Below are 12,506 nucleotides of genomic sequence, written 5' to 3' on the forward strand. Positions count from 1 at the left end.
CCAGTGAACGTCTCCACCCACAAAGGATCAGCCCGTAACACCCCACTCATACACAGAAGATGCCCGCTCAACTACTTTCTGCAACACCCTTTAGGTTCAGCCTGCCTGCCTGCCTGCCTGCCGGACGGCGAGGGCGAGCACGGCTCGTCAGCGCCGCGCGCAGTCCCGATGGCGGTCCGGCCGGCGCGTCCCGTGGCCGTGGCCATCCGGGCGGGAACCGGGGTGGCGGCGTGTACCCGCTACGGCGTGAGCGGCTGGGGGTTGGGGTGAGGATGATCGTTACCATCGGTAGGGGCGGAGTGACGTCCAGCCGAGGCTGTGCTGCCAGAACTCTCCAGCCCTCCAAGCATGAGGGATCCGTACTGAGACGTAATTGAAAGGAAGACCGTGGGCGAAGACTATGGATCCGTTGCCAAACAGTTCATCGAGTCCTATTACTCAACGGCCAAGGCAAATCGCCCGGGTCTCGGGAGCCTATACCGGGAGCTCGGTTCTGACCTTTGGCAATGACGTCAAAGTAGGCCCAGCGGCCATCGTAGAGTACCTGGACGAGTACGTTTACCTTGGCGAGGAGCTTGAGCACAAGGTCCACTACATCGACGCGGTGCCCCAGGCGGGCGGCACCGTAGCCGTCTTGGCGTCAGGGGCGCTCATATGGCCGGATGCTCCCCCTATGCTCTTCGCCGAGATGTTCAGGCTCATGCAGGATGGTGGCTCGTACTACGTCGGCAATGAGACCCTCCAACTGGTTTCTTTGGACCCTTCAGATACCTATTCACGTGACGATTAGTTGTTGTGCTGGTGAGTTCAGTTCCTTCTCAGGGCCCCGAGGCTGGATCCGCTGCTGCTCGGTGTTGATGAGCGGGCGGTCGGGCGTTCCACGGTAGCGCGAGCGGGCCGCGCCGCCTGTGGGAGAGCGTCACGATCGGCCACGCCAACCGTGCTGCGGTTGAGTGGCGCGACATCTGATCATGGAGGGGCCGCAGGAGCGTGTGTCAGCTCTGGTCGTGACGTGTAACGGCCGCCCGCACTGCCGGAACCGGCGGGTCCTGGCCATGTTTCCACCGTACGTCCGGCCGGTCACAGCAGATCGCCCGCATACCAAGCATCGAGGTATGCCCTCCTGACCTGCTCTAACGCAATCGCGTGTACTGCATGACAGCAATCTTGCAGGAGCCCCAAAGCACGCGGGCGTGTTGGGTGGCAAGTGCTGCGGTGTGGTGTGTTCACAGTCCAGTAATGAGAGTGGCTACGCGGGAGAGTGAGGGGTGGGTGGCGGGCTATCGCCCCATCAAGATCATCCCCGCGGGAGTGCCTGCCCGGCTCGGCCGGGCGGGCTTGATGTAATAGGGAAGGTCATCACGCAGCGCTCGGGGTGCTCAAGCTGTCAGAGCGCCCTGTGGGCGCCCTGACTTGTTGGTTCGCTTTGGTTCGCTCAGCGGCGGTAGCCGCGTCGTCGGGAGCGGCGGCGTGACTGCCTGTGCGTCCAGTCGTCTCCTGGCCCGGGTTGCATCAGGCCGATAGACGCGCCGGCGAGATAGTTGCGGATAGCCATAGTGATCCCCCATGCGAATCGCGGCTGGGGAGAGCGCCCGATGCCGGATGGATACCTACATAGGCACCCCTTCTCGCAACCGTAAACCCAATGAGTCCTCGACACCTTCCCCGGATTTCCCCTCAGAGGGGTTCGTGGCCGAACCTTTGCGGCTCGGTGGCGCGGGCCATGCTGGAACGGTGATGAGCGGCTCCGGTCCGGGAGGAGGGGCGGCCGTAGCACGCCCCCAGGGTGCTGGGGTCGCTGGTATGCCGTGCGGGTATGGCAATGAATAAATCGAACATGTGTTTGATTATGGTCTGGCATCGTGAGTGTCACCGGGACACCCCAGATGCTGGGAGGTACGGATGTGATTCTCGATCGACACGAGCGGTCTCGGGTTCACGGTCACGTCCGCGCCCGCTGCGGCTAAGGACTTCGCCACCAAGAAGGTCAAGGTGACCGAGGACGGTCAGCCGGCCATGGTGGTGAAGCTGCTGGCGATGGACGGCAACGACTCCATCATGGTCAAGTTCAACCTGGAGGGGGCGCAGCATCACCTGGTGCCGGGCATGCCGGCGGGTGGGGGGCCTGGCCTACGGCATGGCCAAGGACGGTGGGATGCGCTGCTGGAGCGCGACCGCCGTGGTCCCGATCAACGGGGCGGCGGCCGCCCCTGTCGCTTCGGCGGCCGGTGAGTCGATGGCAGGTACGCGGGGGCATAACCCGCTCGGGGCCGCGCGCAACTCGGTCGCTTCGGCGGCGGGTGAGTCGATGGCGGGTATGCGGGGGCGTAACCCGCTCGGGGCCGCGCGCAACTCGGTCGCTTCGGCGGCGGGTGAGTCCGAGGGCGAGGGCTGATGGATCTGGTCATCGCTTCGAGCGAGAACGCGCGGGTGCACGCCTGGCGCTTGCCGCACGGCTGGCCGCTGCATCGAGGCGGCCCTATCAGGGCAAACGATCACCGATAGTGATCCGACCTGCGAAAACGTGAACAACGGGCCACTCGCGGGCCAACTAGTCCAGTACGTGACTGCGTAACCGCAAAGGCCCAGGTCAACCCCCTGCTTGTGGAAAACTCAACGTCCTCCACAGAATGCCGTTCGGTTCCTCTCCTGCGACCCTGCTTCGGCCAACCTAAGGACTCCCGCCGGACAAGACCCCGGCTCCGAGCACTACCTGGAGGCACGATGCACAGTCCCGCCACCATGCCAGCCGCCATCAAAGCCACCCCAGAACGCAGTCACACCACATCGAGCAACAAAACGGTCGGCAAGTTCTCACTCAGCCGCATCCACATCACCCGAAGCGCCCCGTCAGTCCTCAACACCGCCGCAGAAGCCACTGCTCAGACCGCCTGGCTGTCAGGGGAGACCTCGACCAAGTCTCTGAGGGAAACCTCGACCCCGCTCAAGAGCAGCGCGAGCAGGCAAAACGGATCATCCGAGCCGGCCGCGGCCGGGCTCGCCACCCGCCCCGTTCCGACGCGAGCCTACCGATGGCTCCATTACGCGACGGTCAACCGTGAGCGCGGCATGTCCACAGCCGAATACGCAGTAGGCACGATTGCGGCCTGCGCATTCGCCGCACTTTTGTTCAAGGTGGTGAGCAGTCCAGAGGTCCAGGAAATGCTGAAATCCCTTATCGATCGAGCACTCAATACCACCACCGGATGACCGTCCGCCAAGCGCGGACCTCCCTGGGCAGGAAGCGGTCGGCATCGCGGGGTTCGGTCACGGCCGAGACCGCCGCGATGCTGCCCGCGCTCATGGTCGTCCTCGCAGCCGCGCTGTGGGCCGTCCAAGCCGTCAGTGCCCAACTTGAGTGCGTGGACGTGGCCCGCGCGGCAGCGCGAGCCGCGGCCAGGGGCGAGCCCCTCGACCAGGTCATCATCCGAGCCCGTACGGCCACCCGCCCGGGTGCGCAGGTAGCCGTAACCCGCGACACGGAAACCACAAAGGTTCAGATCACTGTGGAAGTACGACCATCCTGGGCCCAATCATTGCCCGCAGTACAAATATCCGCCACGGCTGTCGCCGACACCGAGCCCGGATATTCCCCATAACCACAGGCAAACGAGCCCGGCAGGCGAGGAGGTCCGCATCAATACTAAAGAAAAGGGCTCAGCCACACTCTGGGGTGTTGCTCTCATGGGTCTTCTGATGGCGGTGGCCATGGCGTTCGCTACGCTGGGCTCGGTACGTGTGGCACGCCATCGCGTAAACAGTGCTGCCGACCTGAGCGCCCTTGCCGCGGCCAAACTAGCGATAATCAATCCAGAAACCGCCTGCGCCCGAGCCGCTACCCTGGCCAGCCAGAACGGCGTGAAGCTGACCCAATGCAAAATCACTGACGAAATCGCCAATGTTTGGGCTTCGCTGTCGATCTCACTACCGGTATTAGGCCCCCGTACGCTCACGGCCAGATCTCGGGCGGGTCCAGCGGAAATGGCTCCTTGATCGTCGTCGGTGGCGTACACGCCTAGTGATCAAGCGCGCATGCCGGAGAGCAGGAGAAACAACGGAACGCGACGCCGACGGGCCAACTCATCAGCATCCCCGGCGAAGCGATCCTCGTGAGGTGCACACTCGCGCAGCGAGGTCAGCGAAAATCCTGCCTTCGTGAGCGCGACAACATAATCTTCTACAGTGCGGTGGAACCACGTGACGGTGCTGCCCATCCATTCCCTTTCCCGCGGCCCTTGGAGAAAGTAGTCATCCACAACCCAGGACGTTCGCTTCTCCCGAACGCCGGAGTCGTGCGAGGTCAGAACCGGATGAACGACCGTGAAAATGATGCGTCCGCCGGGTGAGAGGCATCCATGGAGGGCGGCCAGCACCGGCTCGATATCCTCGACATAGTGAAAAGCCAGCCGCGAAACAACCAGATCGAACGAAGAGGGCGGAGCGGAGAAGTCCTCGATATCAACCAGTTCGACGCGGCCGGCTGTTCCGCCTAACGCCGCGTTGGCGGCCTCGACCATCGCCGCGGAGCCGTCCAATCCCAGGTAGCTACGACAGCCGGCATCCGACAGGACTTGTCCGATGGCCGCATCCCCGCACCCGAGGTCCAACACCCGAAGCCCTGCGACCTCGCCCAGTTCCGCCAGGAAAGCCGGTTCCTCCATCACATGGTTGGGGCTCGACACGCCACTATGCCGATGATCGAGGTACCGCCCGACGACTTGGGGTGCGTCGTAGAAGGACCCACCGCGCTTGGATTCAGCCACGGCCCCGAAGTGTAGATCGGTGACCCTGTCGGAGGCCTCGTTGCCGAGGATCTAGTGACGGAGGGTGGGGCGGGCTGGCTGGCGTGGAAGCTGATGGCGAAGGAGGGAGGTGGGTGAGTGGGGAGTCGGGCGCGAAGGTGAGGTCGGTTGTTGGCTGAGGAGCAGGTGCGAGGGCCGAGATCGCTCTCGGTCTGTGCTTGAGGTCGGTCTGTGTCTGAGGTCGGTCTGTGTCTGAGGTCGGTCTGTGTCTGAGGTCGGTCTGTGTCTGAGGTCGGTCTGTGTCTGAGGTCGGTCTGTGTCTGGGGGTCGGTCTGTGCTTGAGGTCCGCTTCAGGCGAGTTGCCCCGTTGCACCGTCCTCTTCGCGTTCGTGGGCGCGGGCGACCGGGTGTGCTCCGCTGGCGAATGGGTGGCATGGTCGCTGGGGCGTAAATGTGGTGAATGGCGACATTTCGGTTGATGTGAAACGCGCGAATGAATCGACTGATCGACTGAAAACAGGTGCGGCGGTTGGGGATTGCGGGGCTAGGTCGCGATCCAGTCACGAGTTCTTAGACGTGGTGTCCAAGAGTTGTGTATGTACCGTAAGGTTCCGCTTACCCTCAGTCCATGCCGTATGTGACAAGGCGCCTGTGAGCGCCGGAGCGAAGTCGCTAGGGTGCGGGGACGGGGACGGTCGGTGACCGTATCGGCCGGGCGGACTGCACTTCCGGTCGTCGCGTGAACGCCCCAGGGGTGGTCAGGCGGCGCGAGGCTCTCGATGGAGGGAAGCGTCGTGACGGTAGTCGGCAGAGTGGTGGCCACAGGGATGATCGTGGCCGGCTCCATCGCGCTTGGCGGGACCGCTCAGGCCGCTGCGGTGACCTGGCGGGCCGACACGTCCGGGCAGATCACCTCGCCCGCTGACGGCCAGGTGCTTTCGAGCTCGTCTGTGACCGTTTCCGCGCAAACAGGCGTGATGCAGCTGACCATGGGCCTCTACGTCGAGGGGCCCTCCACACCCAGCCAGAAGGTCGCTGGAGGGGGAGCGAGCCAGACGATCTCCGGCACGTTCGACGCCGGCAACGCCCCGAACGGGACCTTCACCGTGACCCTCAAGGGAGAGCTCACGGGGAGCCGGTACGCGAGCAGCACGTTCAAGCTCCGGCGGCCGCCCGAGGCGCCGGGCAACGTGAACGCGACCCGGCAGGGCAGCGCCAAGGTTCGGCTGACCTGGAGCAAGGGTTCGGAGCCTGACCTGCAGTCGTACGAGGTCTCCAACAGCCAGTCCGGCATCGTGGGAAGGTTGCCCGCCGACAGCGCGTGCGCCGGGTCCACGTGCCAGGCGGTGCTCGCCGTGCCGGCCAAGGCGAAGGGCCAGAAGGTGGGGTTCACGGTCAAGGCGTTCAGGGGTGACGGCGACGGCGGGTCGATCGGCTCGGGCAATTCGGCCGCCGCGTACGTCGCCTTCCCCGCCGCGCCGACGCCCACGCCGACGAAGAAGAAGACCGCCGGCACCCGGACCCCGAAGACGACCAAGAACGTCGACCCGCTCCCCACGCTGCCCGCCAAGAGACAGACCCTGCCGACGACGAAGCCGACGACGCACAAGCGGACGACAGCCAAGCTTCCGGAAATACCCGACGCCGACCCGAACGGGAACCTGCCGATCCCCACGGCCGACGAAAGGGGCGGTCTGCGCCCATCCGACGCGAAAAGTGGCGCGGACACCGCTCCCGTCCAGCCCGATGTGAAGGCGCAGTCGAGCGAGTCACCGATCGGGAACCTCGGCCAGTACGGCCTCTACGTCGCAGCGGGTGTCCTCCTGCTGCTGTTCGGCGCTCATGCGGGGGCCTGGGCACGGCGGCGGGCGCTCGCCACGGGTGAGAGCTCCACGCCTGGTACGGCCGCAGCGACCACGGGTGTGAGCACGTCGCCGGTCGGCGGGGTTCAGGCCGCTCACGCGAACGAAAGCGTTTCGGTCACCACGGCCCCGCCCCGACGGCGGCCCGCCGTGATCCTGGCCGTCGCCAAGACTCGGGTTCCCGATCAGTCCCGGGATCAGCGGCTGGTGTCAGATGAGAGTTCCGAAGGGGTAACTCCGGAACGGTCGTCGGCGCCGCCCGCGCTCGACCGGAAGCGTGAGGAGGCTTCCGCCGCGTTCGGGGCGGTGGAGGAGGTGCGAGACGTTCCGGAAACCCGCCAGGGGCCAGTTCGCATCACCTTGCCCAGTTCCGCGGTCACGGATGTCCCCGAGCCCGACGTATCCCCCGTTCGGCCCGCCGCGCGGATGGAGGATCGCTGGGATGATTATCTGCCGCCGTCTCCTCGGTCAATGGAGGACAGCGGATTTTGGGAACGTCCGCAGCCGGGTGCGGCCGATTTCTGGTCCGGCGAAGATGATGGCAAGGGTGAAGGCGAGGCACGCGCTTTTGTGGGTCCTCGGCATAGAGACGGCGAAAGCTGAATCGGCTATTTGATTCGGCTTATCGATCGACCGGGCCCGAGGTCTGGGTTGGCGTGCGATAGCGCAGGTGGAGATGGGTTCGGGGTCCTCGGGACGGCAGCTTCGGAGGGTTCCGGGTGCTCGGGACGGCAGCTTCGGAGGGTTCCGGGTGCTCGGGCTGACGGGTCCGGCGGACCCGATGTTTACGGGCGGCAGGCGCTCGCTCGCGCGGAAAAGTGCGCGCCAGGTGGCGCGCGATCGGTGGCAGTTCTTGCGTGGATGTCTTGGCGTTTTACTGAGGCGACAGCAGTGTGTTGAGGAGGCGGACGGCGCCTCGTTTGTCGAGGGGTTCGTTGCCGTTGCCGCATTTCGGGGATTGAATGCAGGAGGGGCAGCCGCGTTCGCATTCGCATGAGGTTATGGCTTCGCGCGTGGCGGTCAGCCACTCGGCCGCACGGGCGTAGCCGCGTTCGGCGAAACCCGCCCCGCCCTCGTGGCCGTCGTACACGAAGACGGTGAGCAGCCCCGTGTCGGCGTGCAGTTCGGTGGAGACGCCGCCGATGTCCCAGCGGTCGCAGGTGGCGAACAGGGGGAGCAGGCCGATGGAGGCGTGTTCGGCGGCGTGGGCGGCGCCACCGAGGTCGATGCCCGCTTCGGCGAGCGGCGCGACCGCCGAGGCGGGGAGCGTCCACCAGACGGCGCGGGTGCGGAGGGTGCGGGGTGGCAGGTCCAGGGGTTCGTCGCCGAGCATCTCGCCAGATTGGAGGCGTCTCTTGAGGTACGAGACCACTTGCCGGGTCACCTCCACCTCGCCGAAGTGGAGCGTGCCGGGGCCCAGGGGATGGGAGCGCTGGGTGGCGAGGATGGAGATGTCGGTGATGTCGCGAGCGAACGTCGTGAAATCCGGAGTCGCGCTGGACACCAGGGCGACCCCGGCCTCCAGGTCCAGAAGCTCCACCAGGAAGGTCTCGCCCTGATGGAGGTAGACCGCGCCCGTGTGCACCGTCGTGTGCGCGGACGGTTCGTCCACGCTGCCCAGGAGGCGGCCGGTGGACGACTCCACGACCTGGATGGGTGCACCTCCGCCGCCTCGGATGTCGGCGAGGTCGGTGGCACGCTCCCGCCTGGTCCAGAACCAGCCCGCGGGGCGCCTCCTGAGCAGCCCCTGGGAGACCAGGTCATCGAGGACCGTTGAGGTGGTGATGCCGAAGGTGGGCAGGTCGTCGTCGGTCAGCGGGATCTCGGCGGCCGCGGCGCAGAGGTGGGGGCCCAGGACGTACGGGTTGTCGGGGTCGAGGACGATCGCCTCAACAGGCTGGCCGAACAGGGCCTGGGGGTGGTGGACGAGGTAGGTGTCCAAGGGGTCGTCCCTGGCGATCAGCACGGCGAGCGCGTCCTGGCCGTCGCGGCCCGCCCGGCCTGCCTGCTGCCAGAGGGAGGCGCGGGTGCCGGGCCAGCCCGCGATCAGCACGGCGTCCAGGCCTGAGACGTCCACGCCGAGTTCGAGGGCGTTGGTGGTGGCCAGGCCCATGATCGTGCCCGAGCGGAGGGCCTTCTCCAGGATCCTGCGGTCTTCGGCGAGGTATCCGGCTCGGTAGGCGGCGATCTTGTTGGGGAGGTCGGTCCAGTCCGGCTGGGCGGGGGCGTCTGGGAGTGCCCACCTGAGGGAGCTCTCCGAGGCCGGCTCGGCTGCCGGGCCCTCATGCTTTGACGTGCTGACCGCCGGGGTTGTCGCGGAGAGCCCGCTGGTGGTCCGGGATGGTTCCGGCGTGGCGGGGCCCGCCGGCTCCGCTGCGCCCGGCTGGTGGCTGAGAGCGGGATCCGCTTCCGGCGGGGTGGCGCGGGCGGGTGGTCGGTGGTGGGTGGTGAGGTCCGTTTCCAGCAGGCCCGGCTGGGTGGTGTCGGCGGGCTCCGCTGTGCCCGGCTGGTGGTTGAGGGTGGGGTCCGATTCCGGCGGGGTTGGGTTCGGCCGGCGGGGGGTGGAGGGGCGGGGGTGGCGGGTGGAGAGGGAGAAGGCCACGTCGGCGAGCTTGGCGCGGGCCGTCAGGGCGACCGTTTCGGCGCCGCGGCGGGAACGTACGAAGGCGAGCGTGCGGACGTCGGCCAGGACGAGGTCCGCCAGCAGATCCGCCGCCTCCGCCGTGGCCGTCCGCCGTACAGGAGCCCCTCCCTCGCCCCGTAGCTCGGTCAGGGGCGGCTCCCACAGCGCGATGGTGGTGGAACCCTTGGGCGAGGCGTCCACGGTCACCTCGTCCATCTCAAGCCCCGTCAGCCTCATCCCGAACGCGCCCGGCTCGCTGGCGGTCGCCGATGCGAGCAGGAACGTGGGGCGCGAGCCGTAACGGGCGCAGACGCGGCGCAGGCGGCGCAGGATCTGCGCGACGTGGGAGCCGAAGACGCCGCGGTAGCCGTGGCACTCGTCGATGACGACCATGCGCAACCGGCGGAAGAACGAGGACCACTGAGCGTGGCGGGGGAGGATGCTGCGGTGCAGCATGTCCGGATTCGTCAGGACGTAGTTGGCGTGCTGGCGCACCCACGTACGTTCCTCGAACGGCGTGTCGCCGTCGAAGCAGGCCGCGCGGAGCTGGGTGATGCGCAGCTCGCGCAGGCCGCGCAGTTGGTCGGCGGCCAGGGCCTTGGTCGGGGTCAGGTAGAGGATCGTGCCGCCGTCGAGGCAGGAGGCGACGGCGGGAGTGAGGTACGCCAGCGACTTCCCGGACGCCGTACCCGTTGAGATGATCACGTTTCGGCCACGAAATGCCAGGTCGGCGGCCTCGTACTGGTGAGGCCAGAGTCCTGTCACCCCGCGGTTCGCCAAGCGCGTAACAAGTACTTCTGGCGTCCATTTGGGCCATCCCGCTTGACCCGCCCGACGTGCTGGAACATGCTCCACATGGGTGACACGCTCATGACGTGCGGGAACACCGAGCAGGTGGCGGAGGAGTGGACCCGCCTGTTGTGGGGAGGATGCGGAGGAAGTCACTGTTTCCAGTCTTGCATCGATGGGCAAAGTCGCCGGGAATCGTGATTTCGTATAGACACAAGCCAGACGCATGGTTGAATGCCGCGCGTCAGGGTCGGACGATCTGGGGCCACGCTCCAGATTGCCAGTCCCAAGAGAGTAGTTTCGCAGGCGAGGCGCTGGAGGATCTGTGGATCTGAAGTTGGATCACCGCACCGAAGACCGACTCACCATCGTGGAGGTCGAGGGTGAGATCGATGTCTACACGGCGCCGAGATTGCGTGAGCTCCTCATCGACCTGGTGAACAAGGGCAACTTCCACCTGCTCGTCAACATGGAGAAGGTGGACTTCCTCGACTCCACGGGCCTTGGCGTCCTGGTCGGGGGGCTCAAGCGGGTTCGCGCGCACGACGGCTCGCTCGAGCTTGTCTGCACGCAGGAGCGCATCCTGAAGATCTTCCGGATTACCGGTCTGACCAAGGTCTTCGGGATCTACGCTTCGGTCGACGAGGCCAAGGAAGCTCACGGCAAAGACAAGTAGCATGGCTACCGTCGAGCTGACGTTCAGCGCTCTTCCCGCCCATGTGCGGACCGCGCGGCTGGTGGCGACGGCGATCGCTCGCCGCACCGGCGTGGAGGAGTCCCTGTTGGACGAGGTCAGGCTCGCTGTGGGTGAGGCCTGCTCCCGGGCAGTCGAGGCGCACCGCGTCCACTGTCCGGGCGAGCCCATCCGCATCGAGCTGCGTGACGACTCCGGGCGTTTCGAAGTCACGGTCAGCGACCAGGCCCCCAGCGATGAGATCAAGCAGGAGCAACCCCTCGATCTGGGCATGCTCTCTGACTCGTTCATGTCAGGCTTCGGCCTCGCGGTCATCGAGGGCTTGGCCGACGACGTCGAGATCTTCCCCAGCCCGAAGGGCACGAACATCCGCATGAGCTGGCCCGCGACCGCCAAGGTCTGAGCGGGCTCCGCCGTCCCGCCTCGTTCCGCCGGGCGTCCCTTTGTGGCGCCCGGCGTGCGGCTGTTCTGTGCTCAAAAACCCCATCTTGTACGGCGGAGCACGGGCGGCGCCACCCGCCGCACGTGGCTGAGCGCCTCCAGGGAGACGCCCGCTGACCCGCACGTGACCGGCCACCGTCACGGCGCACGGGCACCGTGGCTTCCGCCTTCCGCCGGCCCTACGGGGCGAGCGGGATTCGTGGAGCGGAGTCGGCCCCACTGGTGGCCCCGACGGGCAAACCGGGTTTGTGGGTGGGCTCGCGTGGGGTGAGTGGGTTCGTGGGGCGGAGTCGTCGCTACGGGTGGCCCCGACGGGCGGACGGAGTTCGTGGGCCGGCTGTCGCGCGGGGCGAACGGTTCGCGGGGAGGACGGTCCTATGGGTGGGCTCGGTGGGCGGGCAGGCGGGTTCGCGGAGTGGGCGGGTTCGTAGAGTGGCGGGTTCGTGGTGGGGCGGTCGCGTGGCAAGGGGGGTTCGCGAGGCGAGCGGCCCTGCGGGATGTGGCGAGGCCGGCCATAGCGCGACGGCCACGCGGAACGAAGGCCCCGGCGGCGTGGACCGGCTCGTGGGGGCTGACACGCCCATGGCGTGGGGCGGTCGTATGGCGTGAACACGCCCATGGCGTGGGGCGGTCGTATGGCGTGAACACGCCCATGGCGTGGGGCGGTCGTATGGCGTGAACACGCCCGTGGCGTGGGGCGGTCGTATGGCGTGAACACGCCCGTGGCGTGGGGCGGTCATGCGGGGTGAATGAGCCTCTGGAGGGAATGCGGCCGCGCTGTGGGTGGCCATGTGGGTGAATGAGCGCACAAGGCGGACGGCGGTTCCGGTCGTCGCGTGGCGGGTCCAGGCGACGGGGGCGGTGGGCGATTCCGGTCGTCGGATGAGGTGCGGTTCGCGGCGCGGGCGGGCCCTTGATGTGGCCGTGTCCGCGGGGGCCCGGTGGGGTGGTCGCGGGTAGGGGGCCCGCGTGCCGTGTCCTGGGCGGTGGTGCCGTGGTCGGGTGGCGGTGGCAGGTGACGGTGACCATGGTGGGCGGTCGTTTCGGTGGTCGGCCTCCGCCTCTCAGGTCCCTCCAGCATCGGTCCAGGCGGCCCAAGTTTCGGTCCGGCACTATCCGGAGGTTTTCATGACCTTAAACCCGGGGAAATTTCGCCTGTCAGGCCGCAAACCGGCCCGCTGTCAGGGGATTACTGGACGCGCGCACAAATAGCCACCTCGAGAGCCTTCATATCCGTTCAGTGCCTGCGTAGACTCCCGGCACCGGCCAAGGTGATCCGGCGGAACGCGGATTCAACCGGAAGCGGCACCCACAACCCGGATGGTGCCGCAACACCCGCCGAGGAAAACTGCAGC

General features: G+C 66.9%; 9 protein-coding genes. 7 read left to right on the plus strand and 2 right to left on the minus strand.

The features are described 5' to 3' along the window. Positions 1–1,992: 1,992 nt before the first annotated feature. From ABZX61_RS58635 to ABZX61_RS58650, 4 genes are all read left to right on the plus strand, one after another. Entirely contained in the window at positions 1,993–2,232 is a 240-nt protein-coding gene (locus ABZX61_RS58635; RefSeq protein ID WP_355210111.1) for a hypothetical protein, read from the plus strand. A gap of 492 nt (positions 2,233–2,724) precedes the next feature. Beyond that, positions 2,725–3,210, plus strand: a complete 486-nt coding sequence (locus ABZX61_RS58640; RefSeq protein ID WP_355210114.1) for a DUF4244 domain-containing protein — start codon at positions 2,725–2,727, stop codon at positions 3,208–3,210. Continuing rightward, positions 3,207–3,599, plus strand: a complete 393-nt coding sequence (locus ABZX61_RS58645) for a TadE family type IV pilus minor pilin (protein ID WP_355210117.1) — start codon at positions 3,207–3,209, stop codon at positions 3,597–3,599. Before ABZX61_RS58640 ends, ABZX61_RS58645 begins: the two co-directional genes overlap by 4 nt. Positions 3,600–3,636: 37 nt before the next feature. Continuing rightward, the gene (locus ABZX61_RS58650) at positions 3,637–3,993 is read left to right on the plus strand and encodes an Rv3654c family TadE-like protein (protein WP_355210285.1); all 357 of its coding nucleotides are present in this window, start codon (positions 3,637–3,639) and stop codon (positions 3,991–3,993) included. A 29-nt stretch (positions 3,994–4,022) separates the two neighbouring features. On the opposite strand, the gene ABZX61_RS58655 is transcribed toward ABZX61_RS58650, so the two are convergent. Further along, complete coding sequence (locus tag ABZX61_RS58655) at positions 4,023–4,763, minus strand: class I SAM-dependent methyltransferase (RefSeq protein ID WP_355210120.1); 741 nt, start codon at positions 4,761–4,763, stop codon at positions 4,023–4,025. Between the two features lie 806 nt (positions 4,764–5,569). Here ABZX61_RS58655 and ABZX61_RS58660 point away from each other — a divergent pair. Continuing rightward, positions 5,570–7,207, plus strand: coding sequence for a hypothetical protein (locus tag ABZX61_RS58660; RefSeq protein WP_355210123.1), 1,638 nt, complete (start codon positions 5,570–5,572; stop codon positions 7,205–7,207). Positions 7,208–7,478: 271 nt separating this feature from the next. Here the strand turns inward: ABZX61_RS58660 and ABZX61_RS58665 are convergent, their stop codons facing one another. Further along, a complete protein-coding gene (locus tag ABZX61_RS58665) occupies positions 7,479–9,932 on the minus strand; it encodes a DEAD/DEAH box helicase (RefSeq protein ID WP_355210126.1) in 2,454 nt (817 codons plus the stop codon). Positions 9,933–10,341: 409 nt separating this feature from the next. Between ABZX61_RS58665 and ABZX61_RS58670 the strand changes: the two genes are divergently transcribed. Together ABZX61_RS58670 and ABZX61_RS58675 are read left to right on the plus strand one after the other, a co-directional pair. Then, positions 10,342–10,692: an STAS domain-containing protein gene (locus ABZX61_RS58670; protein ID WP_043629845.1), complete on the plus strand. Its 351-nt coding sequence runs from the start codon at positions 10,342–10,344 to the stop codon at positions 10,690–10,692. Between the two features lies 1 nt (position 10,693). Continuing rightward, the gene (locus ABZX61_RS58675) at positions 10,694–11,113 is read left to right on the plus strand and encodes an ATP-binding protein (protein ID WP_350739630.1); all 420 of its coding nucleotides are present in this window, start codon (positions 10,694–10,696) and stop codon (positions 11,111–11,113) included. Positions 11,114–12,506 lie beyond the last annotated feature (1,393 nt).

Origin of the sequence: Nonomuraea sp. NPDC003709 (genome assembly GCF_040610775.1) — a bacterium.
Taxonomy (GTDB): Bacteria; Actinomycetota; Actinomycetes; order Streptosporangiales; family Streptosporangiaceae; genus Nonomuraea; species Nonomuraea angiospora_A.